The organism is Streptomyces sp. MS19 (genome assembly GCF_047200595.1).
GTDB lineage: Bacteria > Actinomycetota > Actinomycetes > Streptomycetales > Streptomycetaceae > Streptomyces.
Genome location: NZ_JBJZOH010000012.1, coordinates 91,731 through 117,022, shown reverse-complemented (window position 1 = coordinate 117,022; position 25,292 = coordinate 91,731). Strand labels below are relative to the sequence as shown.

The following is a 25,292-nucleotide window of genomic DNA, read 5'->3' as shown; positions in this document are numbered from 1 at the left end:
CCCCGCGCCCCGCCCCGGACCACTCCGGCGCGGGGCGCGGTCGCGTCACGCTTGGGGTGTCCACTCCCCGCTGTCGATGGCCCGCTGAAGCCGCTCCGAGAAGTACGCATGCGCCACCCGCATCTCCTTCTCCCGCTCAGCCTTGTAAAACGGCCCCACATACCCCTCCGGCGGCTCCGCACGCTCCCCCTTCCGGAACGCGACGAACTCCTCCCAATGCTCCTTCGTCTGCCCAAAGCCGTAGGCATTGTGGTTGCGAGCGATTTTTCGTCCGTTGCAGTCAAACCAGGTCTCGGACTCATAGTCCACAAGGATTGGATAACGAGCCTTATAGATGGCTACCAGCTGATCAGCCGTAACGCCAAGCCATACTGCAACCAAGGCATCGATTTCGACAAGGGCAGCGCGACGCTCAAATTCAGAACGCAAGGGCGTAGCATATTTCCAAGTACGTTCACAGACTCCGAGCGCTGGAAGCCCGGACCACTTGACGGCCCAGTCTTCCTTGTCTCCCCAGCTTTCGTCGTGCAGTTCCATCCACAGAAAAGCGTAATCTTCGGTCAGACAGTTGAGGCGGAGAACTCGAACCAGGAGCGCGCCGCCGAGAGGGTGAGCGGGGTTAGCTGCGGGCATCTTTTTCGCCTCGGCCACTTGCAGATGCGAGCGGCCGGTGATTCGGAGAAGATAGTCGAGCACCAAGGACGCCCAGAAACCGGCATTCAGCACAGTAGTGCGATTATCAATCAGCGCCATCGACTGCACCGTATGCATATGCGCAGGACCGGGCGGGATGAGCGCCGCGAAGAGACTTCTTTCCGTATCGAACGGAATCATCGCACGCCATGCCAACCGGAAAAACTCCGTATATGGCCTGAGGAGCCACAGGCGCACGCATAGAAGTTTTCGCTGCTGCTCGACAGGAAGTAGCAGTGCGTCTTCCCCAAGAAGATCAGCGCGCCCCGCCCACTCCTCGCCCGAGGGCTCCCAAGCTTCTTCCTTTCGGGAGTAATCGAACCACCGATCTTGAACTTGGCGGAATTTCAGAAGCGTACAATCGCGAACATAGTTAGTCCGAGGCACTGCGCCGACGGGCAAGTCCGTCAGATCCCAGCCGGACCAGTCTCGGTTAGTCCGACAAGGGACATTGGGCTGCTTATTGAAAGGCGACGAGATCCCGAAATGCGGACCCTGGAGAATCAGTTCACTGAAAGAATTCGGAGTCGATGTTTCCCAGCGATACAATCCAAGCTTTTTCGTGGCGAGGTTTTCAAACATCCCAACGGTAATTTGAGGCTTATGGGCACCCAGTCGATCATCAATACCGGAAAGTACAGAAATAGCACCCTGCTCATCGATCGTCACTGGATAAAGAAGCGCCGCCTCACTCGCTGGGGTCGACTTATCACCTGCCAGCCGATGCCATCGCGCAAGCAACTCCGAATTTACGTTGACCAATCGCGCCCGATGTGGTCGCAAATCCCACGTTCCATTAAACTTAATACCAGGCAGTTCACCCTGCCCGTCATGGCCCAGTGATCCTCTGAGCGTTTGCGGGTCAAAAAGCCAACTTAGGTGCAAGAACTGAGGACTCCGCTCCTCGCCATAAATGTGAACGCCGAACTCGGTATTGGCATGAATCTCGGAGAATAGAGCGCGTCGATTGGAAAAGTGCCCGTGCATTCGCAGGTGCCGATATGCCGCTGCACGCAACTTCCTCTCCTTCACCCCTCCGAAGTGTGTATCAGGATGGATCAGGCCAGCCGCACCGCCCGCTCCCAAGTGACGCCAAACCTGACACACAAAGGCACGGTACAAGTCCGGCCGCGTTCCCGCGAGAACCGGATATGTCGTGGGGTCACTCAGGAATCCGGCCATCCCGCTCGTCGCCGCCAGCTCACCAAAGTAGGCGGCACTTCGGCCAGCATCCTCAAGAGCCGCGTCCTTATGCTCACCCCACCGTTCCGAAGAAGGCTTGTCGGACAACTGAAACCACGGGTCGATCTCTGCCAGTACCATGGCCTCGTCCCAATCCGGCCGAACCCAGGGCGGGTTTCCTACCTGGAGGTCGAAGCCGCCGCGTTCGCTGCGGAAGATGTGGGCGAAGTGCAGGTCCCAGTGGAAGAAGCCGTGGCCGTCCTCGGCTCTTATGTCGCGTTCGTTCGTGCCGGCGATGTCCTCCACCGTGCCGAGCCAGGGGAAGCGTTCCCGCAGCGCCAAGGGGCCGTCCATGGCGAGGGTGCTTTCGAGGCCGCGTTCGTACGTCTCCAGCAGGGGAAGCGCCTCGTCCACCGAGAGGCCGTCCAGGCTGGCCAGGAAGGAGCCGTCCGGGATGTCCGCCGAGCCGAGGATCGCCTCAAGGAACTCGATCCAGTCCGTCAGGTTCTTCAGCGGGATCACCGGCCGCCGGGTGTCCTCCTTGATCTGCTGCTTCCGGAGACGCGTCTTGCCCGCCGAGGGTGTGCGCAGGCCCTCTTCGCTGTCCGAGTCCACGGCGAGCGTTCCCTGCTCGCCGTCCGGGCTGTCGAAGAGTCCGGCGGCCTGCCAGGCGAGATCGCCCGGTGCGGGCGTGCTCGGCTCCGGGTCCGGTGCGGGTTCGGGAGCAGCGTCAACGTCAGGGACGCCCCCGGACAGCAGCGCCGCGAGGTCCTGTTCACGGACCATGCCGCCCGTCGCGTACTTCCCCGCCGAGCCGTCCAGTTCGCCGACCTTGTCCAGCGGCCAGAACCAGAGCGCGCACCACGTGTCCATGACGGTCTTCAGCCGCCAGTACGGCGTGCCGGTCACCGTCAGGTCGTCCAGTACCTTCTGCTTGTCCGTCGCCTCCGCCGAGGGTTCCAGCCAGTCCGCGCCCCACACGTCGATCCGCCGGGACACCTTGCGTTCGGACAGTTCGAGCCGCTTGGCGACCAGGCCCCACAGGAACTCGACGCGCCGGGCCACACCCTGAAGCCGTCCGAGGTCCGTCCTCGCGGCTGCCTTGGCCCAACGGTCGTATCGCTTCCGCCGCGCCTCGGGAGACTCGTCGCCCTTCTCCGGGAACGGCTTCGGCCCCTTCGGCGTCCGCTGCACGCCCTTGCGCCACTTCCCCAGCGCCGCCGCCTCCCCCGGGGCGAGCTTCTTCGCCTCGCCCTCCCCCGCGACCGCGCCCCACCCCAGCGCCGGGAGCAGGAAGTGGTGCACCGCGCCGTCCGGCAAGGGGCCGTCGCGGAAGGGCAGTTCGGTCGGTGGCAGGGTGTTCTTCCGCGACAGCCAGCCGCCGTGCGGCAGGACGTCCGCCTTGTACACCTTCCGCGCCGCCCCGATGAGCGAGTTGCCGCGCCGCAGGTGCAGGCCGAACCACGGGGCACGCATGCCGGGGTGCATGGTGTTGAGCCACAGCGAGACCTCGGCCAGCTCGACAGCGGTGGCGTTGAGGTCCACGCCGTACGCGTTGTGCAGCGCGATGTACGCCTTGACCTTCTGAAGCTCGATCTGCCGCTGCTCCGCGTCCACCCGGCGGCCCAGCTCCGTCTCACGGCGGCGCAGGTACTCGGCCGCCACCTGGTCGATGGCCTCGTTGAGGAACGCGCCCGAGCCCAGCGCCGGTTCGCAGATCTTCCACTCCAGCAGCTCACGGGCCGGGGTGGTGGCGCCGTCCTGGTCGAGGCGGTACCGCAGGGCCAGTTCGACCGTCACCTCGGTCAGCGACTTCGGCGTGTAGTACGAGGCGGACGTCTGCCGGTCGCGGCCCGCCAGCCGGTAGACGAACGAGCCCCGGGGATGCACGACGCGCACCGGGCGGCCGGTCTCCTCGTCGGGCCGCTCGACGAACACCCCGTCCGGGTAGTCCTGCACGCGGGAGGCCGGGATCATCCAGCTGCCGCCGGACGCGTCACCGTTCTTCGCGACCTCGTACAGGTCCTCCTCGGCGATGAAGCCGGAGTACGACATCAGGCCCTCGTAGACCGCGCCGAGCTGGTTGATGCCGAGCTGCGCGTACGAGATGAAGCCGCCGCGTTCGCGGCCCCGCCCCTTGGTCAGCATCAGGCGGCGCAGCACCTTGTGCAGGGTCTCGTTGCGCAGCCGCGTGTCCAGGAAACGCCCGCCGTCGCCGTCCTGCCCGCCGTCCTCCTCGCCGCCGTCCCGGGCCGGGTGCTCGATCTGGTCGGCCGAGATCAGCCGGACCGCGTCCCTCCGGAACAGCTCCGAGCGCAACGGCTCGAAACGCAGCCCGGCATCGGCGCTGCGGGCCGCCGCGCGGCGCGCGCGGTCGGCCTCGCGGACACGCTCCGTGTAGTCGGCCCGGCTGATGGCGCCCGCCGCGAGCAGGTCGGCGGCCTCGCGCCCGGCCTCGGTGGCCGCGCGTTCGGCGGCCTCGGCGGCCAGGTCCTCCGGCTCGCTGCCGAACGGGCGGTGCCCCTCCTCGACCTGCCGGAACAGCAGGTCCAGGGACTCGTACAGGTGGAAGCCGCGCCGTGAGCGCTCGCCGACCAGGTCCCGCACCACCAGATCGCCGAGGCGCTGGAGACCGTAACCCTGGGCGTACTCGGGGTAGTCGGCGGGCAGGATGCCGAGCGCGGGCTGCGCCTCGGCGTACAGCAGGAAGAGGACGCGGTACAGGTAGCGCAGCGACTCGCGGCTCAACTCCTTGGCGAGGCGCGCCGGGTCGTCCAGCCGCTCTGGGGTGACGCCCTGCTCGCGCAGCCGGTCCAGGACCTCGTTCGCGATCCACTCGACGGACAGCCGCAGTCCCTCGCGCAGCTCGTTCGACACGCCGACCGCGTGCTTGCCCGACCGTTCGACGAAACCGGCGAGCGGCGCGGTGCCGCCGCCCTCGGGGACGCGGAGGGCGTCGGCGCCGAACAGGGCGGCGAGTGTGTCGAGTTCACCGCCGTTGCGGTCGTCGCGGCGGCCGAGGGCGGCGTCCAGGCCGGCCGCGAGGTACCGGCCCTCGTGCCACGCCAGGCGGTCCGCCAGGACGAGGACGCCACCGGCGAGGAGCAGCACGTACCGGGGCGGGTCCTCGCACTCGAAGAGGAAGTCGGTAAGGGCCTTCGCGTCGGTGAGCCGGCCGGACGCCTCCAGGGCGACCGGGTGCAGGAGACGGCCCGCGCCGTCCGGGTCGAGCGCGGCGTCCGGCTGGGTGGTCCAGCCGCACGGGACGGCGAGCAGCCCCGGCTCGGCGTGCGCGACCTGGACCGTGTGGTCGTGCCCCGCGCGGTGGACGGTGACGGACTGCTCGTGGGCCGTCGCGTAGCCGAGGGCGCGCAAGGTCGCGAGATGCGCGTCCGTGAGCCGTTTGCCCCAGTCGGCGGGGACGGGCGCGTCGGGTTCGGTGAGCGCGGCGGCGTCCCGCGCGAAGTCGGCGCGGTCGGCGAAGTACGGGCCGTGCAGGGCGCGCAGTCCCTCACGCGGGGTGCGGGCGCGCGGCGGTACGGAAGCGGGGTCGGCGCCGGTGCGCCGCGCCTCGGCGACGGCGGCGTCGTGCGCGCGGCGTGCCTCGTCCTCCGCCTGGGCCCAGCGGGCGAGCAGGCCGTCCTTGGCCCTGAGGTCCTTCGGCAGGACTTCGGCGAGGTAGTGCGCCGACAGGTAGTCGCCGTGGTTGACCAGCGAGTCGTACGTCACGTCAGCTCTCCGCCGGGTCGTGGCCGCCGTCGGACGCGTCGTCCGGGGCGGGCTTGTCGAGTACGGCCAGCACCCGCAGGAGGGGCGGGCCGGTCGTGGTGAGCTGGTCGAGGAGATGGGCCTGCGCGTCGGCGGTCCGCTCGATCTGCCGCTCGCGCCGCGCGCTCGCGCCCGGAAGGGCGTCCTGGCGCCACACCCCGAGCCGGGCGCGGTAGTCGGCGAGCGGGCCGCTGATCCGTTCCTCCCACAGCTCCTTCGACTTCTCCAGGTGGTCACGGGCGATCGCGACCGCCGCCGGGACCAGCGCCTGGAGCCGGCCGAGGTCACGCGGGCCGCCGACCCGGGCGAGCCCCGGGCCGATCCGTGCCTCGCGCAGCGCGTCCGACAGGTCCGCGACGGGGGCGCCCGGCTCGGTGCGCACGGCCATCCACCGCACGACGGTGGGGCGGCCCAGCGCGTTCGAGTGGATGCCCTGGATCAGGAACGTCGGGTCCGTCACGTGCGGCGAGGTGATGACCGGCGCCTCCTGCCGCCCGAACTGCACGAGCACCTTGTCGGTCAGCCACTCCACGACCGGGTGGATGTCCGTGAGGAACGAGACGCCGGGCCACATGCTGTCCGAGCTGTCGCGCGCCCGGTCGAGCTGGTCGCGGGCGAGGCCGCGATCGAACGTCATGACCAGGCGCTCCGCCACCCCCCGCTCCTTGAGGTAGGAGGGCGGCAGGGCCTTCAGCCGGCGCAGCAGGTCCGGCGCCCTCACCGGGGAGACGGAGAGGGAGGCGCGTCCCCGGGTGTCCGCGCCGCGTGACAGGCCGACGAGGTCGTCCGCCCGGTCCTCGTACAGCTCGGCGAACGCCGCGTCCACGAAGGCCGAGGTGTCCCCGTCGAACAGCGAGGGGACCTCGGCGCGCGGCGGCGGCTCCTTCCGGGTGATGGTGTCCACCTGGCCGAAGAGCCCGGCGAGGTCGGTGTCAGCCCCGGCGGTCGCGCCCGCGAGGAAGTCCTCGACGCTGCCGCCCTCGACCAGTTCCCTGACGAGGCGGCGTTCCTCCTCGTCGGCCCGGTACCAGCCGGTCTCGGCCTCCGCCGTGCCGTTCAGCTTGTGGGCCTCCTCCTCGCGGGCCAGGAGCTTCTCGGCGACGGTGCGGTCGTCCCTGGCGCCCGGCACGGCGGAGGTGAGGATCAGCGCGCGGAACTGCGGCTCGTGCCGCTGCCCGTACCGGTCGATACGGCCGTTGCGCTGCTCGATGCGGATCAGGGACCACGGGATGTCGTAGTGGATCAGGTGATGGCACTGGCGGTGCAGGTTCACGCCCTCGGAGGCGATGTCGCCGGTGAACAGCAGCCGGACCGGGCTGTCGGCCAGGCCGAACGCCTCCAGGCGCGCGCGCTGTTCCTCCTCGCCGAGGCCGCCGTGCATCGTGCTGACGGCCTTGACGTTCCCCGCCTTGTCGGCCGGGAAGCCGAGGCGCGCGGGGACGGCCTTCGCCAGCCACTGGAGGGTGGGGACGCGCTCGGAGAAGACGACGACGCGGGTGGCGCTGCCGGGGCCCACGCCGATCTGGCGCAACTGGTCGATCAGGGCGTCCAGTTTCGCCGAGTCGCCGGGCGCGGTGCCGTCGCCCATGGCGGCGGTCAGCTCGGTCAGGCGGGCGAGCGCCGCCCGTTCCGCCGCGAGCGCCGGACCGGTGCCGGGCTCGCGTGCCTTCCTCGCGAGCAGCGCGCTCCTGCGTGCGACCGTCTCGGCGAGCGCGGTGTGCGAGGAGAGGAAGGACTTCAGGAGGTTGAAGGCGAACAGCGGGTCCGTGCCGACCGGGGCGCGGTCCTCGTCCGCCGTGTCGGGCACCGTGCCGGACGCCGTGCGCTCCGGCGCGTCCCGCCCTGCGGGCAGCGGGGGCAGCCAGTGTTCCGTCAGCTCGGCGAAGACACGTTCCTCCGCGTCGCCCGCCGGGCAGTGCACGGACCGTGTGGGCCCCCGGTCCGCCCACTCGGTGCCGATGTCGTCGCGCACCTCGGGGCTGATCTTCGTGCGGCGGATGAAGAGGTGTCCCAGGTCGGTGGCCGGGTCGTAGTGGTCCGGGTCCACGATGGCCGCCGGGTCCAGGAGGGACACGAGGTCGGCGAAGGACCGCTTGTCGCCGTTGTGGGGCGTGGCGCTGGCCAGCAGCAGGGCGTCCGTGCGGGGGGCGAGGGTCTCCGCCAGGGCGCGGCGCTGGCTGCCCCGGTTGATCAGGTTGTGCGACTCGTCGATGACGACGGCGTCCCACTGGATGCGTTCCAGGTGGTGCCGGTACTGGCCGATGTTCTTCAGCGTGTCCACGGAGATGATGACCCGCTTGTAGTGCGTGAACGGGTTGCGCCCGGCGGGGATCTCCCGCTGGATGCGCTGGATGCCCAGGGAGTCGAGACGCACCAGCGGGATGGCGAAGCGGGTCCACAGTTCGTGCTGGAACTGTTCGAGGACGCTCTGCGGGGTGACGACCAGAATGCGTTCGCCCCGGCCCCGACGGATCAGCTCGGCGAGGGTGAGACCGATCTCCGGCGTCTTGCCGAGGCCGACGACGTCGGCGATCAGAACGCGCGGGCGGAGGTTGCGCATCGACAGGGCCAGCTCCGCCGGGCGCTGCTGGTAGGCGAGCGGGTCGAGGAGGAAGCGGTCTGCGAGGGCGAGGCCGCGTTCCGACTGCGGCAGGGGCGTCTTGCGGAAGACCGCTTCGAGGAAGAGCCGGCCACGGCGGAAGTGCGCGGAGGTGTCCGGGACCAGGCGTGTCCGCTCCGGTTCCAGCAGCTCGACCGTGTCGATGCCGGTGAAGAAGACGGCCTCCTCGTCGCGGACGAACTCCGAGACGCCGGTCGCCTCGATCCGGTCGCCGTCGTAGTCGGTGCGGGTGGAGGTCCGCACCAGCCACTCCTCGTCCCGGACAAGGATCTGCGCCCCCGGCGGGTACCGCGTCTCCCCCTGCTGTGCCACCCGTCGTCCCTCCGTCGATCAGGCCAGGAATGTACCGCGATCGGTGGGGAGCAAGTGTTTCACGGGGGTCGGAAGGGGCGTTCAGAAGCGGGCGTCGCGGGCGTACGCGGTCCGCAAGCGCTCGGCGATCCGAGCGGGCACGGTGAACGGGGCGCCGGGGCGTGGCGTCTCCCCGCTGCGGGGCGTCGCGGGCTGCGGCGGGCCGGGGGGCACGTCCGGCTCGTCCGGCTCGTCCGCGTCCCGGCCGGTGTCCGGCCGGGGCAGTGGCGGCGCCTCGTCGTCCTCCTCTTCCACGGCCACGTCCACGACGGTGGGTGTGTACCCGGCCCAGAGGTCCGGCGGCGGGTCCAGGGGCACGGCGGGTGCCTCCGGCGGCACGGCAGGTGGGACGCGGTCCGTGAGCCGCTGCTTCGCCTGGGAGGCGGTCACTCCCGCGTCGGCCATGATCGCGACGAGTTGCCCGGTGATCCGCTCCAGTGCCGGCCGCCCGGCCGGTTCCGGCACCAGGATCTCGGAGAGCAGCGGGGCCAGTCCGGGCGGCAGGCCGCTCAGGTCGGGCGGCGTGTCCGGATCCTCGATCCGGAGCGCAATCGCCTGCCAGGTCGGCCCGTCGTAAGGATGGTGGCCCGTGGCGGCGTACAGCAGGACGGCACCGAGCGCGTAGACGTCCGCGGCCGGGGAGAGCTGATGGTCGCCCCGCGCCTGTTCCGGCGGCATGTACCGCACGGAACCGACCACGACCCCGGTGGCGGTCAGGACCGAGCGGCGCTCCGCCAGCACGGCGAGCCCGAAGTCGATCAGCTTCGGGCCGTAGGGGGCCAGCAGGACGTTCTGCGGCTTGAGGTCGCGGTGCAGCAGGCCCGCGTCGTGGACGAGCGCGAGCCCCTCCGCCATCAGCGCGCCGAGACTCGCGCACTCCACGAGCGGCAGCGGCCCCCGCTCGGCGACGAACGCGGCCAGGTCGGGACCGGGGACGTACTCGACGGCCAGCCAGGGCCGTTCCGCGTGCGCGTCCGCCGCGACGAAGGAGGCGACGAACGGCCCGTAGACCGTCTTCAGGCTGTCCACCTCCAGCGCGAACCGCGCCCTGCCGTCCTCGTCGAGCGCCGACGCCTTGATCACCTTGACGGCCACCCGCTGCCCCGCCGCCGACTCACCGAGATACACCTGGCCCATGCCGCCGGCACCGAGACGGCACAGGAGCGTGAACCCCCCGAGCACCCGGGGGTCGTCGGCCCTCAACGCCTCCATGAACGCCTTCCTCCCCTGCCCCGCGCGGACGCGAGCCCACTCCCGGACACCGCGGCTCGGCAGTGTACCCAGGAGCCCGGGGCCCCTGGAGAACGCGGAGCGCAGCACGGGCGGGGACCAGAAGCCACCGCGTCACCACGCCGCCTCCTCACCCGTCGGCGTGCTCGAAGGCCCGGAAGTGCCCGAACGTGGCCGCCACGAGCAGGGCGCACAGCACGAAGAGGCCCGCCGCGACGGCGAACGGCGCCCGGTAGCCCCACTGTGCCGCCAGCACACCGCCGAGCCCCGCCCCGGCGGACAGCCCGCCGATCCCCACCAGGCGCCCGACCGACCCGACGCGCCCCATCAGCGCCGCGGGCGTCGCCTTCTGCCGGATCGAGGCGGCCAGCACGTTCCACACCACCGCGTGCCCGATGTAGGCCGCCAGGCAGAACCCGACCACCCACACGTTCCCGGACACGGCGATGACGGCGAACGACCCGGCGCCGACGAGCAGCGCGCCGACGACCGTCCAGCCGTACCCGGCCCGCCGCCGCACCGGCCCGGTCACGACGCGCCGCAACCCGTACGGAGTATCGCCTGGTGTGCGGGGCGTCCCTTAATCTGCCCCTGATCGCACTGGGGGGGGTGCGCCGCGCCCCCGTGGTGTCGGACGAGGGGGGGACGACTCCATGTACAGCCTCATCGTGGTACCACCGCCGTGCGGGGGCGCGGACGGGCAGCTCAGGATCGCCGACGGCGAACGGCTCGCGTTCGGGAGGGCGGAGGCGGGCGACGGCCTCACCATCGCGCACGACGGTGTGCCCCGCGTCGCCGGGCAGATCACGGCACACCGGAACTTCTGGCTGCTCAGCAACCTCAGCGAGGACCAGACGTACGTCGTGGAGAACCCGGAGGGCGCCGGGGAACACGTCAAGGTCGCGCCGGGCCGCCTGGAGGCGCCCGTACCGTTCGAGTTCTCGCGCGTGGTCCTGCCCGCCGCCGGTGACCTGCTCACCTTCGACGTGTGGGCGCCGCGCCACGCGTTCGGCAGCGTCGCGCGCGACGGCCTCGCCGGAGCCCTGACGGCGCCCGCGTTCACGCTCGACCGCACCAAGCGGTACTTCACGGTCCTCACCGCCCTGTGCGCGCCGCGCCTGCGCGGCACACCGCACGCCCCGCCGCCGGCCGTGGACGAGCTGGTGGAACTGCTGCGCCCCGCCTGGCCGGCGGTCAGCCGCTCGGCCGTCTACTGGAACATCGACTACCTCGCCCTCAAGCTCCGGCTGAAGGCGGGCCCGGAGTCGGCGGAGCCGGGACAGCGCGTCAACGGGCGGAAGGAGTCGCTGGTCTCGCTGGCGCTCCGGTTCGACCTGGTGCGCGAGGACGACCTGGCGGTGCTGGCCCCGGCGCGGGACGCGGTGGCCCGGTGACCGGGGGGCCGTACGCCGTCACCGTGCCGCCCGGCTACCGTGCCGGGCCGTGGGAGGTGCGGGAGCCGCTGGCGTCCGGCGCGTTCGCCACGGTCTACGCGGCCAGGCTCGCCGCCGACGACCGGCCGGACCTGCCCCGCGCGGCGGCCCTCAAGTTCCTGCCGACCGGCACCCGCACCCCGCGCCAGCTGCACCACCTGCGCGAACTGGCCGAACGCGAGGTGCAGTTGCTCGGCAAGCTGCGCGCGCCCCGCCTGATCAGGATGTACGACACGCTGACGCTCGACGACCCCGCCCGCCCCGAGCTGGACGGCGCGACGGTCCTCGTACTGGAACGCGCCGAGGGCTCCCTCGACGCCCTGCTCGCGCGCGAGCCGCGGCCGGAGGCGGGACCCGCCCTGCTCACACAGATCTGTGAGGGCCTGCACCAGCTGCACCACGCGGGCTGGGTGCACGGCGACCTGAAACCGGCCAACGTGCTGCTGCTCGCGGACGGTTCGGTGCGGCTCGCCGACTTCAACATGGCGGCTGAACTGGAGGGCACCCACGCGTACGCGCCCGCGTTCTCGACACCCGACTACACCCCGCCCGAGCTGCTGTGGCCCGAGGTGGACGAACGGGGCACGCGGGTGCGGCCGTCCGCCGACGTCTGGGCCTTCGGGGTCCTCGCGCACGTGGTGCTGACCGGCACGTTCCCGCTGCCCGGCGCGACCACGCAGGCCCGCTGCGACGCCGCCACCCGGTACGCGCGCGGCGCAGAGGAGCTGCGCCTGTCGCCCGCCCTCCCGGACGGCTGGTCCGGGATCATCACCGGCTGCCTGGCCCGCACCCACGCCGGACGGGTCGGCGCGGAGGCCCTGTTGCGGCAGGTGGAGCGGGTGACGGGCGCCGCGCGTTCGGCCCGGCTGCCGAGGCTGCGGCCCCGGCGGTGGGTGCGGCCGGTCGTGGCCACGGCGCTCGCCGCGTTCGTGCTGGGCACGGCGACGGCGGCAACATACGCGCTGCGCGCCCCCGCCACGGCGTCCTCCGTCTCCCCCACCTGCGAGCGGCCGGCCCTGTTCGACGACGCGGAGTTCGGGCGCGGCTGGACGGCGGGCTACAGCGGCACGTGGGACTTCGTCCTGACGCAGGGGGACGGCGGCAGCCAGGTGAGCGAGCTGCAATGCCTGCTCAAGCACCTCCACGACGTCACCGAAGTCGGCGAGGTGGACGGCGACTTCGGGCCGCTCACCCGTGCGGCCGTCGTGACGTTCCAGGAACGCGCGGGGCTGGACGCGGACGGCATCGTCGGGCCGCGGACATGGCGGGCGCTCCGCACGGCGTGAGGCCGTCCGCCCCGCTCCCGGCCGGGAGCGGGGCGGACGGCGGGAGCGGCGGGTGTCAGCTGCACGTCCAGGTGTTGTACCCGGCCGTCTGCCAGTTCCCGTTGCGGTCGGGGAACCTGTACCTGCCCTCGGTGTCGCGGGTCAGATCGAACGTGTGGCGCAGGCCGCGGTACGTCAGGTAGAGCGTCCTGCCCCGGGCCTCGCTGCCGCCGGTCACGGCGAGCTTGATGCCGGCGAGGCTGAAGGTGGAGGAGCCCACGATGCCGTCGACGTAGTCCATGTTCCACCTGCCCTGGAGCGAGGAGGTGGCCAGCTCGGTGTTGCGGCCGAAGACGCCGTCGATGTCGGCCGCGTCGAACTGGGTGCCGTCGATCTCGGTGGCGCCCTCGGCCCACAGGACCTTCTGCCACAGGCAGACGGCGTTGGAGGGGCTGTAGGTGCCGTTGTACTTCAGGACGCCCTCGTCGCCCCAGTCGCCCACGTACGTGTCGTAGCCCCGCACATAGCCGTCGCTGGCCTTGGCGGCGGCGGGCGTGGCGCTGACCGCCAGTGTCGTGGCGGCCAGGGCGCCCGCCAGGGCGGCCGTGATCCGGGTGCGTGTCGAGCGGTTCCTCATCGGTCTGCTTCCCCTCCCGTTGACGCGGATGCGGCGGTCCGCGGCGGCAGGACCCGGTCGAGCGCCTGGCGCTTCGCCCGCTGGAAGCGCGCGAGCACCTCCTCGGCCCCCGCGCGTACCGGCTCCTCGGCCGCCGCCTGGACGTCCGCCATCCGCTGATGTGTGTCTGCTTCGAGTTGACAGGTCACGTCTTCCGCGGCCAGGGCCAGTTCCCGTTCCCCCACGGCCCGGAGCCGGTCGGGGTCGTCGCCCGCTTCCTCCAGCAGGCCGAGGATCTCCCGGCGGGGGTCCTCCAACGTGACGTACGTGTAGCCGAGTCGCGCCATGCAGTCGGCCCAGGCCGCCTCCGCGTCGCCGAAGCCGGGTGACTCCAGCGTGCGGCGGATGGCGTCGTTGCTCAGGTCCTCGACGGTGAAGCGCAGTTCGGACCAGCCCTCGCCGTACACGCCGTCCCGCGCGACCTGGACGCACGAGTCGGGCGCGTAGCTCATGCTCCGGCCACTGGGCAGGCCGAACTCCACATGATCCTCCCGGCGGCCGAGCAACGCCTCCTCCCACGCGGCGCGTCCGGCTTCGGTGAGGGCGGCCAGCGTCCCCTCGTTCGGATCGACCGGCGGTCCTTCGAGCACCGCGCCCGTCAGCCCGTAGCCGTCGCTCGCCGACCATTCCGGAGACAGCAGCGTGTACGGGTTGACGGCCGCCGCGCGCCGGGCGTCGCGGGCGGGGGCGGTCCGGTAGTCGTGGCCCCGTTCCCGCATGCAGTCGCGGACCAGGGCCTCCTCGGCGTCCCGCAGGGCGGTCTGCTCGGCGGCCGTGAAGTGCAGGGCGCCCGACAGCGGGCGGGGGACGACTGCTTCGGTCTCGGCATCGGTCGCGGCCTCACGGCCGGGTCCCCCGCACCCGGCCGTGAGGAGTACGGCGACCGCTGCTGTCAGGAGCGGCCGGCGCATCGGTCAGCAGTTCGTCCAGATGTTGGAGCCGACGCCGTTCTCGTAGGCGGTGCCGTCGGTGTCCCGGAGGACGTAGCCGCGGTGGAGGGTCTGGCCCGTCCCCCGGAACCAGGTGTTGGTGAAGAGCGCGACATCGCAGTAGTTGCCGTTGTTGTACAGGGACTTGGCATTGTCGAACTTGTTGTACTGCCGCAGGTCGCCGTTGTCGCCCCACACCTGACCGGGCGTCCCTCCCCCGGACGTCTCCGTGTAGGCGCACAGCGCGCCGGAGTCGCAGTCGCTCCAGGCGGCCTGCGCCGGGGTCGCCACGACCCCGAGCCCGAGCCCCGCCAGCAGCGTGGCCCCCGCCGCGACGGCGGCCGTCTTCCCCTTGAACATGATCCTGCTCATGGCAATCCCCCTCTTGGTTCGCCCGTTCCTCGGACATGACCAGGCTAGGGAGACAGGGGCGGGAAGCGTCCCTATAACTCTCCAGGGCGCCCCAGGTCAGAGGGCTTCCGGGCGGCACGGTTCGGTTTCCCGCACCCCGGATCCGGGAGCCTGCACGATCGATCGCCGCGCGGCCCCGGCCGAGGATGAGCGCATGGCTGAGACGACGACGGACACCGCCGCACGGGCGGCGGACCTGCACCGGGAGTACGGACGCGGCGCCGCGACCGTACGGGCACTCCGCGGGGTGTCGGTAGCCCTCGCGCCCGGCACGTTCACGGCGGTGATGGGGCCCTCGGGCTCCGGCAAGACCACCCTGCTGCACTGCCTCGCCGGGATGGACCGCCCCACCCGCGGCTCCGTCTGGTGGGGCGCCACCGAGGTGTCGCGGCTGCCCGAACGGCGGCTGGCGAAGCTGCGGCGCGCCAGGGTCGGCTTCGTCTTCCAGGCGTTCAACCTGATGCCCGCGATGACGGTCGCCCAGAACGTCGCGCTCCCCGGCAGGCTGGCGGGCGCACGGCCCGACCGCCGCCAGGTCGCGGAGGCCCTCGCCCGCGTCGGCCTGACCGGCCGCGAACGGCACCGGCCGGGCCAGCTCTCCGGCGGGCAGCAGCAACGGGCCGCGATCGCCCGCACGTTGGTCTCCCGCCCCGCGGTGGTCTTCGCCGACGAGCCCACCGGCGCACTCGACCGCGCCACCGGCCACGAGATCCTCGCCCTCCTGCGCACCGGCGTGGACAGGGACGGGCAGACCTGCGTCATGGTGACCCACGACCCGGTCGCCGCCGGGTACGCGGACCGGGTCCTGCTGCTCGCCGACGGCCTGGTCGTGGACGAGCTGGACCGGCCCACCGCCGCCCGGGTCGGCGAGCGCCTGAACAGGCTGGGCGGATGAGCGCCGTGGCCGCGCTCGCCCTCGGACAGCTGCGGCGGCGCCCGGCCGCGTTCGCCGGTCCGGCGGCGGCGCTCTTCCTCGCCGTCGCCACCGTGACGCTCTTCGGCTCGCTGCTCGCCGCCCACCTCGCCGCGCCCGCGTCCGCGCGCGGGGAGGCGGACGGGCCGGGACTGGCCGTGATCGCCGGGGCGTTCGGGGAGATCGCGGTCCTGACCGCGTTCTTCGTCGTCGTCAACGCGCTGGGGTCCGCCGTCCGCCAGCAGCACCACGAGCTGGCCCTGCTGCGCACGATCGCGGCGACGCCCCGCCAGACACGGCGGCTGGTCAGGGGCCAGGTCGTCGCGACCACGCTGCTGGTCGCCGTGCCCGGCTGGGCCGCCGGGGTGGCCGCCGCCCGCCGCATCCTCACCGAGCTGCGGCGGCTCGGGATGGCGCCACCGGACGTACGCGTGCCGGTGACGCCGCTGCCGATGCTGGCCGCCCTGGCCGCCGCGCTCGCCGTCGGCCTGGCGGCGGCCGCCGTCGCCGCCAGGCGGATCTCCCGCGTCGCGCCCGCGGCGGCCCTCACCGCGAGCACCACCGAGCACGGGCGTACGGGCGCGCCGCGCCTGCTCGCCGGGCTCGCCGTACTGGCCGGCGGGGCCCTGCTGCTGCGGCTGGCCGCGACGCGGCCGGACGAGCAGGCGGACAAGGCGGGCCAGGCGGCGCTGCTGGCGGCGCTGGTCCTGCTGGCCGGGGTCGCCCTGGTGGGCCCGTTCGCCGCGCGCCTCCTGGCCGCCGCGCTCGGCGCGCCGGTACGGGCGCTGGCCCCCGGCGCGGGATGGCTGGCCGACGCCCACCTCCGCGGCTACGCGCGACGGCTGTCGTCCGCCGTGGTGCCCGTGGCGCTGCTCGTGGGGCTGTCCGGCACCATGCTGGTCATGACACGTACCGCCGAGCACTCCGCGAGCGCGGCGGCGGCCGGGACCGCCTCCGCCACGGACGTGTGGCTGCGCCAGGCCGAACTGGCGATGCTCGCCTGCTTCGCCGCCGTCTCCACCGTGAACACGCTGGTCGCCGTGACCGCCGAACGGCGCCGCGCGTTCGCGCTCCTGCGGCTCGTCGGCGCGACCCGGCCGCAGCTGATGCGCATGCTGGCCGCGGAGGCGGCGGTGACCACGGCGGTGGGCGTCCTGCTCGGCGCGGCGGTCGCGGGCGCGGCGTCGTCGGCGTTCAGCGCGTCGGTGACCGGCTCGCCGGTGCCGTCCGTCCCGGTGGCCGCCTGCGCGTTCACCGTGGCGGGCGCGGCGCTGCTGACCGTCCCGGCCATCCTGCTCACGGGCCTGCGGGCCATCCGCGGCCCGGCGGCGGAGCTGGTGGGCGGCGGCCGTGACTGAACGCGGCGGCGGGCGGTACCTGTCGGTCCGGGGCGGCGAATGGGCCTTCGCCGTCGCCGGGCTGCCGCTCGCCCTGCTCGGCGGCGGCTACGCGTTCGCCGTCCTGTACGCGGGGGCCCTGCTCTCGCTGACCGTCCTCGGCCTGCCGTTCGTGGTCGCCGCGCTGCTGGGCGCGCGCGGCCTGGGCACGCTGCACCGGCGGCTCGTCGGCCGGCTGCTCGGCGAGCGCGTCGAGGCACCGGCGAGGCCGCCCCGCCGGGCGACGGCGTTCGCGCGCGGCCGGGCCGTGCTCACCGACCCGGTCGCCTGGCGGGCGCTGCTCTACCTGGCGCTGCGGCTGCCGCTCGGCGTGGCGGGCTTCGCCGCCGCCGTGGTGCTCCCCCTCGGCTGCGGATGGCTGATCGGATTCCCGCTGTGGGTGCGCCTGTTGCAGCCGGGCCAGCGGCCCGCCTGGTGGCTGGACGCCGCCTCCACCCTGCTCGGGCTGCTCCTCCTGTCCGCGGTGCCCGTCGCCGTCCGCTCACTGAGCGGGGCGAACCGGCGCCTCGCACGGCTGCTGCTCGGCCCGGTCCGCGCCCAGCAGCGCGTACGGCAGCTGGAGACCGCCCGCGCCACCCTGCTCGCGGACCAGACCGACCGCTTCCGCCGCCTGGAACGCGACCTGCACGACGGCACGCAGGCCCGGCTCGTCGCCCTGGCCATCACGCTCTCGCTGGCCGACGACGCGCTGTCCCCCGCCGCCGGTCCCGATCTCGGGCGGCTGCGCACCCTCGTGGGCCGCGCCCGTGCCCAGACCGACGACACGATCACCGAACTGCGCGGCCTGACCCGGGGATTGAACCCGGTGGCGCTGGACGGCGGCCTCGGCGCGGCGCTGCCGGGCCTCGCCGCCACGTCGCCGGTACCGGTCACCCTCCACCTGGATCTGCGGGAACGCCCGCACCCGGTGATCGAACGGGCCGTCTACTTCTGCGCCGCCGAACTCCTCACGAACGTCGCCAAGCACAGCGGCGCCCGTTCGGCCGGACTCACGGCGCTCTCGGGCGACGGCCGCGTCCGCCTGACCGTGCGCGACGACGGCCGGGGCGGCGCGGCGCCCGGCAGCGGCAGCGGCCTGACCGGCCTCGCCGAGCGGCTCGCGGCCGTGGACGGGCTGCTGCGGGTGGACAGCCCGCCCGGCGGACCCACCGCCGTCACCGCCGAGCTGCCGACGCGCCTGTAGAACGGGCGCCTCAGCGGCCGCTCTCCGCCAGGTAGGCGAGGACGGCCTTCACCCGCCGGTTGTCGGTGTGCGTCGCCAGCAGACCGAACTTGGCGAAGACAGCGGCGACATGCTTCTCCACCGCCCGCTCCGACACCACGAGCAGCGCGGCGATGGAGCGGTTGGAGTGGCCCTGCGCCATCAGTTCGAGCACCTCGCGCTCGCGCCGCGTCAGCGTGTCCACCCGGCTGCGCCGTCCACCGCGCATCAGGAGGGTGACCACCTCCGGGTCGAGCGCCGTGCCCCCGGCGGCGACCCGGTGCAGCGCGTCCACGAACTCGGCGGTCCGCGCCACGCGTTCCTTCAGCAGGTACCCGACACCCGCGGCGCCACCGGCCAGCAGCCGGGCGGCCCAGGCGGTCTCGATGTGCTGGGAGAAGACCAGGACGCCGACCTCGGGCGCCGTCTCACGGATCCCGACGGCGGCACGGATGCCCTCGTCGGTATGGGTCGGCGGCATCCGGATGTCCACCACCGCGACGTCCGGCCGGTGTCCGGCGACCGCCGCGAGCAACTCCGGCACCGCCCCCACGGCGGCCACGACCTCGCACCCACGCGCGGCGAGCAGTTCGGCCATGCCGTCCCGCAGCACGACGGAATCCTCGGCCAGCACCACGCGCAGTCGCTTCTCCCCCACCCCGCCATTATCCGCCCCGGCCACGGCCGGGGCGGACGACCGCCGTGCGGACACCTCGATACAGAGGCCGGTCGGACAGGCGTTGCGATCCTCGGCCGTCGGGCGGCGGCCGGACGGGGGGTGGGTCAGGCGAGCAGGGTGAACTTCACGCCGTCCGGCATGCCGTCCTCGTCCACGGTGACCCGGTCGGCGTACTCGTCCCAGGACCGTGCCTCGCTGTGGCCCAGCGGCTTGACCCTGATGCGGTCGAACAGCTTGTGCGCGGGGACCAGCCCGTAGGCGTTCTCGTGGGAGAAGACGTACAGCGCGCGCAGCGCCATCTCGCCGCGTGAGGCGGCGCGGTCGTGGTCGAACATCATCGTCATGGCCTGCCAGAAGGCGGCCAGGTCGTCCGGGGTGACGCCCGCCTTCGCGCCGAGGGCCCCCGAGTAGAAGCCGTGGCCGCGGTAGAGGCCGTAGGGCACGTAGTGCTTGTTGCCCCTCTCGGTGACCTTGCCCTTGGCGAGGTCCTCCGGCTTGTTGGGGGCGACGCGGGTGAAGCCGGCTTCGAGCGGGGTGAGGGCGTCCGCCGCCTGGTCGTCGGAGAGGTCCTTCCCGGCCTCGCGGAGCCTCCTGCTCGGCGGCGGCCCGCGCGGAGTGGGCGCGCTGGTGTTCGTAGCCGAGGATGAAGAGGGCCTGCTGCTCGGTGTCCAGGTGCGCGGGGATGCCGTCGAGCAGGTCGAACGCCTCCCGCGCTCCGGGAAGACGGTGCAGCTCCGGGCGGGGATCGGCGGCGGGGTCCTTCGCGGCGGCGGTCAGCGGATCATCGGTGCCTGACGCCCGCCCCGCCGCACCGGCCGGAACCCCGGGTCAGCGGGCCCGTTCCACCGGTTCGAGGATCGCCACGCACTCCAGGTGGTGGGTCATCGGGAACAGGTCGAACGCCCGCAGGAAGCGGGGGACGTAGCCCGCCGCGCGGAAGTCCGCCAGGTCGCGGGAGAGGGCGGCGGGGTCGCAGGCCACGTAGCCGATGCGGCGGGGGGACAGGGCCGCCAGGCGGCGGACGACCGAGCGGCCCGCGCCCGCGCGCGGCGGGTCGAGGACCACGAGGTCCGCCTGCGTGATGCCGGTGCGCGGCAGGACCCGTTCGACCGTGCCGTGCTCGACGCGGACGCGGTCGAAGTCGGCGAGGTTGTGCCGCGCGTCCTCCACGGCACGCTTGGACGCCTCGATGCCGAGCACCGCGCCCCGCTCCCCCAGCCGGTCGGCCAGCGCGCCCGCGAACAGGCCGACGCCGCAGTACAGGTCGAGCGCCGTCTCGCCCTTGCGGGGCGTGAGGCCGCGCATCACCGCGTCCACCAGCAGCGCCGCCGACTGCGGGTGCACCTGCCAGAAGCCGCCGGCGCCGACCCGCCACGTCCGGCCGTCCGCCCGTTCCCGCACGAACGCCCGCCCGTGGACCCGGTGCAGCGTCTGCTCGCCCTGCCCCCGCCGCTCGTCGGCGCGCAGCACGGAGACCGGCCGGTCCAGCTGGACGAGCGGCAGCCGCCCGCCGGGGCGCGGGGTGAGGACGACCATGCGGTCCCCCGAGCCGCTGGCGCCGACCGCCTCGACCGACTCCATGCCGGGCCACGGCCGGCTCTCGACCCCCAGCTCGCGCACGCTCTCCGCCGCGATCAGGCAGCGGTCGACCGGCTGCACCTCGTGCGAACGGTGCTTCCGCAGCCCCGCCCGCCCCTCCTCGTCGATCGCGTACTGCACGCGCGTGCGCCACGCCGGGACCTCGCCCGGCGCGACCTTGTCGCCGGGCGCGGGCTCGACCGTGCCGTCCCAGCCCGCCTCCTCCGGCGTGAGCCCGGCGAGCTTGCGCAGCTGCTCCGTCAGCACCTCGCCCTTCAGCCGCCGCTGCGCGCCCGGCTTCACGTGCTGCCAGTCGCAGCCGCCGCACGCGCCGGGAGCGGCGTACGGGCAGGGCGCGGGCACGCGGTCCTTGGCGGCGTCGAGGATCTGCACGGCGTCGGCCCGCAGGTAGCGCGACCCCTCGTGTCCCTCCGTCACGCGCGCCACGACCCGCTCGCCCGGCAGCGTGTGCCGGACGAAGAGGACGCGTCCCTCGGACGTCCTGGCGACGCAGTGGCCGCCGTGCGCCACCGGCCCGACCTCCACCTCGTACTCCTGGCCGACCAGCGAGACGGCCTTGGGTGAGGATTCCGGGGTGGCCATGAGAGGGGTGCTCCTGTACGGGGTGCGGGGACGGCAGCGGCCCAGTCTACGGCCGCCGCCGCGGCGGGGCCGCCCCCCGCCGTACGGCCCCGGGCGCGCGCAGCTGGGCGCGCAGGCGGGCCCGGCGCCTGGCGCGGGCGCGGGCCGCCTCGGCGGAGTCGAGCTGCCAGGGCACCGACGTGACGGTGACGCCCGCCGCGAGGTGGAGACGGCCCTTGAGGCGCAGCGCGCTCTGGTTGTGCAGGACGGTCTCCCACCAGTGGCCGACGACGTACTCGGGGATGATCACGCTGACGACGTCGTCGGGGTGCTTCTTGCGGAGCTGCTTGACGTAGGCGATCACCGGGTGGGTGATCTCGCGGTAGGGGGCGTCGAGGACCTTGAGGGGGACGTCGATGTGCCGCCGCCGCCACTCCTTCTTGAGCTGGGCCGAGTCGTCCGGGTCGACGGCGACGGTGACGGCGACGAGGCTGTCGGCGCGCAGCAGCCTGGCGTAGGACAGGGCCCGCAGCGTGGGCTTGTGGACGTGGGAGACGAGGACGACGGCGTGGACCTGCGAGGCGCGGACGTCGAGCCGGTGCTCGTCGGGGTCGTCCACGGACAGTTCGTCGGCCACCTCGTCGTAGTGGCCGCGGATGCGGGTCATCAGCGCGTAGAAGGTGCCCATGCCGACGACGGAGACCCACGCGCCCTCGGCGAACTTCGTGACGAGCACGATCAGCAGCACGACGAAGCACAGCCCGGCGCCGAAGCCGTTGAGCGCGCGGGCGCGCAGCATGCGGCGGCGGTCGGCGACGCCTGGCCCGTCGGCCAGCAGGCGGTTCCAGTGCCTGACCATCCCGCTCTGGCTGAAGGTGAAGGAGACGAAGACACCGATGATGTAGAGCTGGATCAGCTGGTTGACGTTGGCGCGGAACGCGACGATCAGCAGCCCGGCGAGGACGGTCAGGAAGACGATGCCGTTGCTGAACGCCAGCCGGTCGCCGCGCGTGTGGAGCTGGCGCGGGAGGTAGCGGTCCTGGGCGAGGATCGAGCCGAGGACGGGGAAGCCGTTGTACGCGGTGTTGGCGGCGAGGAAGAGGACGAGCGCGGTGGCGGCGGCCAGGACGATGAAGGCGAACGAGCCGTCCCCCAGCACGGCCGCGCCGACCTGGGCGATCACGGGGTCCTGCTGGTAGCCGGCCCCGGCGGGCTCCCCGTCGATCAGGAGGTCCCTGGCCGGGTGCTCGGCCACGTGGACGTGGCTGGTGAGCGCGAGCGTCATGATGCCGAGGAACATCGCGGACGCCAGCAGGCCCATGATCGCCAGGGTCGCCGCCGCGTTGCGCGACGTGGGCGGCCGGAACGCCGGGACGCCGTTGCTGATCGCCTCGACGCCGGTCAGCGCCGCGCAGCCGGAGGAGAACGCGCGCAGCAGCAGGAACGCGGTGGCGGCGGCGCCGAGGCCCGTCTGCTCGGCGACGATCTCGAAGTCCGCGCTCGGGGCGCGCATCGTGTCGCCGAGCGCGAGCCCGCGGAAGGCGCCCCACAGGACGGTGCCGAGGACGCAGACGACGAACGCGTACGTCGGCACCGCGAAGAGCTTCCCCGACTCCCGGACGCCCCGCATGTTCATCAGCATCAGCAGGAGGATGACGACGAGCGCGCAGGCCACCTCGTTGCCGCGCACGAAGCCGACGGCCGAGCCGAGGTTGTCGATGCCGGACGAGACGGAGACCGCGACGGTGAGGACGTAGTCCACGAGCAGGGCGCTGCCGACGGTGATCCCGGCGCGGCGGCCGAAGTTCGCGGAGACGACCGCGTACGCCCCGCCGCCGTTCGGGTAGGCGTGCACGGTCTGCCGGTACGAGGCGACGACCGTGACCATCAGGACGATGACCGCCAGCGTGATCCACACGCTGTGGTGATAGGCCGACAGTCCCGCGAGAGAGAGGATGAGCAGCACTTCACCCGGCGCGTACGCCACCGAGGAGAGCGGGTCGGAGGCGAAGACGGGGAGGGCGATGCGCTTGGGGAGCAGTGTCTCCCCCAGGTCGTCGCTCCGGAGCGCGCGGCCGAGGAACAGGCGCTTGGTACCGGCCATGGGCCGACATTACCGCCGTGACCTGGGGCGGGAGTGGAGGACGGGGACGACGCGGGTAGCGTTTGGTGCGCACGAAGGAGACCAATGCACATCGTGATCATGGGCTGTGGCCGGGTGGGCGCGACCCTCGCGCTGAATCTGGAGGAACGGGGACATTCCGTCGCCGTGATCGACCAGGACCCGACCGCCTTCCGGCGGCTCGGCTCGCGCTTCGCCGGCCGCCGCGTGACGGGCCTCGGCTTCGACCGGGACACGCTCACCGAGGCCGGGCTTCAGGAGGCGGGCGCGTTCGCCGCCGTCAGCAGCGGCGACAACTCGAACATCATCGCCGCCCGCGTGGCGCGCGAGGTGTTCGGCGTGGAGAACGTCACCGCGCGCATCTACGACTCGCGGCGCGCCGAGGTGTTCGAACGGTTCGGCATCCCCACCGTCGCGACCGTGCGGTGGACGGCCGACCAGATGCTGCGCCGCCTGCTGCCCGCGGGCGCGGAACCGCTGTGGCGCGACCCGAGCGGCGGCGTGCAGCTGTCCGAGGTGCACGTGGCGCAGGCGTGGGCGGGGCACCGCGTCAGCCGCTTCCAGGAGCGGACGGGGGTGCGCGTCGCGTTCCTGACACGCCTGGGCGAGGCCATGCTGCCGACCGCGCAGACGGTCATCCAGGAAGGTGATCTGGTGCACGTGATGATGTACGGCGACCGGGTCGCCGAGGTCGAGGCCGCCTGCCTGCTCGGTCCCGAGGAGGTGTCCTGATGCGCGTGGCGATCGCGGGCGCGGGCGCGGTGGGCCGTTCCATCGCGGCGGAACTGCTGGAGGACGGGCACGCGGTGCTCCTCATCGACAAGTCGCCCGAGGCGGTGTCGGTGGCACGGGTGCCCGAGGCCGAGTGGCTGCTCGCCGACGCGTGCGAGATCAGCACGCTGGACGAGGCCGCGCTGGAACGCTGCCAGGTCGTCATCGCGGCCAGCGGCGACGACAAGGTCAACCTGGTCGTGTCGCTGCTCGCCAAGACGGAGTACGGGGTGCCGCGCGTCGTGGCACGCGTGAACAACCCGAAGAACGAGTGGCTGTTCAACGACTCGTGGGGCGTGGACGTCGCCGTCTCCACGCCCCGCCTGATGTCGGCCCTGGTCGAGGAGGCCGTCTCGGTCGGCGACCTGGTGCGGCTGCTGCGCTTCAGCCAGGGCGAGGCGAACCTCGTGGAGGTCACCCTGCCGGACGCCGCGCCGCTGGTCGGCAGCCGCGTCGGGGAGGTCGCGTGGCCGCAGGACACGGCGCTGGTGACGATCATCCGCGGCACCCGCGTCCTCATCCCCGACCCGGACGACGCCCTCGCCGCCGGTGACGAGCTGCTGTTCGTGGCCGCGCCGGACCGCGAGGAGGAGCTGGAGGCGCTGTTCGGCCCCGGCGCGACGCGGACCAGGCCCACGCCGAAGGGCCCGGACACCGGGTCCGGGCCCCTCTGACGGGCGCAGGCGTACGGGCGGGGCAGGCGCGTACGGGCAAGGCGCGGTCGTCAGACGGCCGCGCCGCCCGGCCCCTCGGAACCCGGCGCGGCGGCGCGTTCCACGGCCTCGCGCTCCGCCTTCGCCCGCTTCTCCGCCTCCTCCTTGGCCTCCCACTCGGCGATGACGTCGATCGGCGCCGGGGCCTTCACCAGGATGATCCAGGTGAAGTAGACGGCGAGGAGGAACGGCGGGATGCCCAGGGCCACCCGCAGCCAGCCGAGCGAGGTGGCGTCGCCCCAGAAGTAGATGGGGAAGGTGATCGCCGACTTCGCCAGCAGTATGGCGCCCCACACGTAGCTGGCCTTGGTGTACGCGACCTTCCGCCCGGGGTTGCGGGTGCGCCACGACAGGTTCTCGCGGAACACCGGCCCGAGCATCAGCCCGAGCAGCGGGACACCGGCGAGGGACGTCACGACGTACGCGACGCCGAGGCCCAGCGTGTAGAGCATGCCGGGGAGGTAGAAGTTCCTGGCGTCGCCGGAGATCATCGCGAAGACCGCGCCGAAGGCCACGCCGAAGACGCCGCTGAGAGCGTGCTTGAGGGTGTCACGCCCGATGAGCCGGGCGACGGCGAGGACCGCCGAGATGCCGAGCGCCAGCACGGCGGACGTGTTGATCGAACGCTCGATGGTGTAGCTGAGCACGAAGACGAGCCCCGGCACCGTCGTCTCGATCATGCCCCGGACGCCGCCGAACGCCTCGAAGAACGCCGCGCGCGTGGCCTCCTCGTCCGGTGACCGCGGGGCGACGGCCCGGCTGTCGGGTGAGCTCACTG

19 protein-coding genes and 1 pseudogene are annotated in these 25,292 nt (G+C 72.8%); 8 read left to right on the top strand and 12 right to left on the bottom strand.

Annotated elements, in window-relative coordinates:
• Positions 1–45 precede the first annotated feature (45 nt).
• The 4 genes from ACL02R_RS14970 to ACL02R_RS14955 all read right to left on the bottom strand — a co-directional run bounded on the left by ACL02R_RS14970 (position 46) and on the right by ACL02R_RS14955 (position 10,388).
• Positions 46–5,604, bottom strand: a complete 5,559-nt coding sequence (locus tag ACL02R_RS14970; protein WP_412797376.1) for a DNA methyltransferase — start codon at positions 5,602–5,604, stop codon at positions 46–48.
• Between the two features lies 1 nt (position 5,605).
• On the bottom strand, positions 5,606–8,575 hold the full coding sequence (locus tag ACL02R_RS14965) for an SNF2-related protein (protein ID WP_412797375.1): 2,970 nt from the start codon (positions 8,573–8,575) through the stop codon (positions 5,606–5,608).
• Between the two features lie 81 nt (positions 8,576–8,656).
• Positions 8,657–9,826, bottom strand: a complete 1,170-nt coding sequence (locus tag ACL02R_RS14960) for a serine/threonine-protein kinase (RefSeq protein ID WP_412797374.1) — start codon at positions 9,824–9,826, stop codon at positions 8,657–8,659.
• 148 nt (positions 9,827–9,974) lie between these two features.
• Positions 9,975–10,388: a hypothetical protein gene (locus tag ACL02R_RS14955; RefSeq protein ID WP_412797373.1), complete on the bottom strand. Its 414-nt coding sequence runs from the start codon at positions 10,386–10,388 to the stop codon at positions 9,975–9,977.
• A 109-nt stretch (positions 10,389–10,497) separates the two neighbouring features.
• On the opposite strand from ACL02R_RS14955, the gene ACL02R_RS14950 reads away from it, so the two are divergent.
• Together ACL02R_RS14950 and ACL02R_RS14945 are read left to right on the top strand one after the other, a co-directional pair.
• Entirely contained in the window at positions 10,498–11,238 is a 741-nt protein-coding gene (locus ACL02R_RS14950; RefSeq protein WP_412797372.1) for an FHA domain-containing protein, read from the top strand.
• Complete coding sequence (locus ACL02R_RS14945) at positions 11,235–12,563, top strand: protein kinase domain-containing protein (protein WP_412797371.1); 1,329 nt, start codon at positions 11,235–11,237, stop codon at positions 12,561–12,563. Before ACL02R_RS14950 ends, ACL02R_RS14945 begins: the two co-directional genes overlap by 4 nt.
• Before the next feature lie 55 nt (positions 12,564–12,618).
• Here ACL02R_RS14945 and ACL02R_RS14940 read toward each other — a convergent pair whose 3' ends face one another.
• From ACL02R_RS14940 to ACL02R_RS14930, 3 genes are read right to left on the bottom strand one after another with little or no spacing between them, the layout of a single operon-like run.
• The gene (locus tag ACL02R_RS14940) at positions 12,619–13,179 is read right to left on the bottom strand and encodes a peptidoglycan-binding domain-containing protein (protein ID WP_412797370.1); all 561 of its coding nucleotides are present in this window, start codon (positions 13,177–13,179) and stop codon (positions 12,619–12,621) included.
• Complete coding sequence (locus ACL02R_RS14935; protein ID WP_412797369.1) at positions 13,176–14,129, bottom strand: hypothetical protein; 954 nt, start codon at positions 14,127–14,129, stop codon at positions 13,176–13,178. The genes ACL02R_RS14940 and ACL02R_RS14935 overlap by 4 nt, the downstream gene beginning before the upstream one ends.
• A gap of 3 nt (positions 14,130–14,132) precedes the next feature.
• On the bottom strand, positions 14,133–14,519 hold the full coding sequence (locus tag ACL02R_RS14930) for a peptidase inhibitor family I36 protein (RefSeq protein WP_412797368.1): 387 nt from the start codon (positions 14,517–14,519) through the stop codon (positions 14,133–14,135).
• A 193-nt stretch (positions 14,520–14,712) separates the two neighbouring features.
• Between ACL02R_RS14930 and ACL02R_RS14925 the strand changes: the two genes are divergently transcribed.
• From ACL02R_RS14925 to ACL02R_RS14915, 3 genes are read left to right on the top strand one after another with little or no spacing between them, the layout of a single operon-like run.
• A complete protein-coding gene (locus tag ACL02R_RS14925) occupies positions 14,713–15,453 on the top strand; it encodes an ABC transporter ATP-binding protein (RefSeq protein ID WP_412797367.1) in 741 nt (246 codons plus the stop codon).
• A gap of 5 nt (positions 15,454–15,458) precedes the next feature.
• A complete protein-coding gene (locus tag ACL02R_RS14920; RefSeq protein ID WP_412797430.1) occupies positions 15,459–16,829 on the top strand; it encodes an FtsX-like permease family protein in 1,371 nt (456 codons plus the stop codon).
• Complete coding sequence (locus ACL02R_RS14915; protein ID WP_412797366.1) at positions 16,822–18,051, top strand: sensor histidine kinase; 1,230 nt, start codon at positions 16,822–16,824, stop codon at positions 18,049–18,051. Before ACL02R_RS14920 ends, ACL02R_RS14915 begins: the two co-directional genes overlap by 8 nt.
• 10 nt (positions 18,052–18,061) lie before the next feature.
• On the opposite strand, the gene ACL02R_RS14910 is transcribed toward ACL02R_RS14915, so the two are convergent.
• A complete protein-coding gene (locus tag ACL02R_RS14910; protein ID WP_412797429.1) occupies positions 18,062–18,706 on the bottom strand; it encodes a response regulator transcription factor in 645 nt (214 codons plus the stop codon).
• 146 nt (positions 18,707–18,852) lie between these two features.
• Positions 18,853–19,275 (bottom strand): annotated as a pseudogene (locus ACL02R_RS14905) (type I CRISPR-associated protein Cas7); the annotation flags it as partial.
• A 100-nt stretch (positions 19,276–19,375) separates the two neighbouring features.
• Here ACL02R_RS14905 and ACL02R_RS14900 point away from each other — a divergent pair.
• Positions 19,376–19,543 (top strand): hypothetical protein, encoded by a 168-nt coding sequence (locus ACL02R_RS14900; protein ID WP_412797365.1) that lies wholly within the window; start codon positions 19,376–19,378, stop codon positions 19,541–19,543.
• Between the two features lie 33 nt (positions 19,544–19,576).
• Here ACL02R_RS14900 and ACL02R_RS14895 read toward each other — a convergent pair whose 3' ends face one another.
• Positions 19,577–20,929 carry a class I SAM-dependent RNA methyltransferase gene (locus tag ACL02R_RS14895; protein ID WP_412797364.1) on the bottom strand — a complete coding sequence of 451 codons (1,353 nt, stop codon included), beginning with the start codon at positions 20,927–20,929 and terminating at the stop codon, positions 19,577–19,579.
• A 46-nt stretch (positions 20,930–20,975) separates the two neighbouring features.
• Positions 20,976–23,012: an APC family permease gene (locus ACL02R_RS14890; RefSeq protein ID WP_412797363.1), complete on the bottom strand. Its 2,037-nt coding sequence runs from the start codon at positions 23,010–23,012 to the stop codon at positions 20,976–20,978.
• An 84-nt stretch (positions 23,013–23,096) separates the two neighbouring features.
• Between ACL02R_RS14890 and ACL02R_RS14885 the strand changes: the two genes are divergently transcribed.
• Together ACL02R_RS14885 and ACL02R_RS14880 are read left to right on the top strand one after the other, a co-directional pair.
• Positions 23,097–23,762 carry a potassium channel family protein gene (locus ACL02R_RS14885; protein ID WP_412797362.1) on the top strand — a complete coding sequence of 222 codons (666 nt, stop codon included), beginning with the start codon at positions 23,097–23,099 and terminating at the stop codon, positions 23,760–23,762.
• Positions 23,762–24,475, top strand: coding sequence for a potassium channel family protein (locus ACL02R_RS14880; protein ID WP_362960415.1), 714 nt, complete (start codon positions 23,762–23,764; stop codon positions 24,473–24,475). The genes ACL02R_RS14885 and ACL02R_RS14880 overlap by 1 nt, the downstream gene beginning before the upstream one ends.
• Before the next feature lie 50 nt (positions 24,476–24,525).
• Here ACL02R_RS14880 and ACL02R_RS14875 read toward each other — a convergent pair whose 3' ends face one another.
• The gene (locus ACL02R_RS14875) at positions 24,526–25,290 is read right to left on the bottom strand and encodes a DUF3159 domain-containing protein (RefSeq protein ID WP_412797361.1); all 765 of its coding nucleotides are present in this window, start codon (positions 25,288–25,290) and stop codon (positions 24,526–24,528) included.
• Between the last annotated feature and the right edge of the window lie 2 nt (positions 25,291–25,292).

Bases quoted from the DNA above. Each gene is read 5' to 3' on its own strand.
- ACL02R_RS14885 (WP_412797362.1), top strand. From the start codon at position 23,097: ATGCACATCGTGATCATGGGCTGTGGCCGGGTGGGCGCGACCCTCGCG.
- ACL02R_RS14960 (WP_412797374.1), bottom strand. From the start codon at position 9,826: ATGGAGGCGTTGAGGGCCGACGACCCCCGGGTGCTCGGGGGGTTCACG.
- ACL02R_RS14890 (WP_412797363.1), bottom strand. From the start codon at position 23,012: ATGGCCGGTACCAAGCGCCTGTTCCTCGGCCGCGCGCTCCGGAGCGAC.
- ACL02R_RS14895 (WP_412797364.1), bottom strand. From the start codon at position 20,929: ATGGCCACCCCGGAATCCTCACCCAAGGCCGTCTCGCTGGTCGGCCAG.
- ACL02R_RS14950 (WP_412797372.1), top strand. From the start codon at position 10,498: ATGTACAGCCTCATCGTGGTACCACCGCCGTGCGGGGGCGCGGACGGG.
- ACL02R_RS14935 (WP_412797369.1), bottom strand. From the start codon at position 14,129: ATGCGCCGGCCGCTCCTGACAGCAGCGGTCGCCGTACTCCTCACGGCC.
- ACL02R_RS14940 (WP_412797370.1), bottom strand. From the start codon at position 13,179: ATGAGGAACCGCTCGACACGCACCCGGATCACGGCCGCCCTGGCGGGC.
- ACL02R_RS14930 (WP_412797368.1), bottom strand. From the start codon at position 14,519: ATGAGCAGGATCATGTTCAAGGGGAAGACGGCCGCCGTCGCGGCGGGG.
- ACL02R_RS14880 (WP_362960415.1), top strand. From the start codon at position 23,762: ATGCGCGTGGCGATCGCGGGCGCGGGCGCGGTGGGCCGTTCCATCGCG.
- ACL02R_RS14925 (WP_412797367.1), top strand. From the start codon at position 14,713: ATGGCTGAGACGACGACGGACACCGCCGCACGGGCGGCGGACCTGCAC.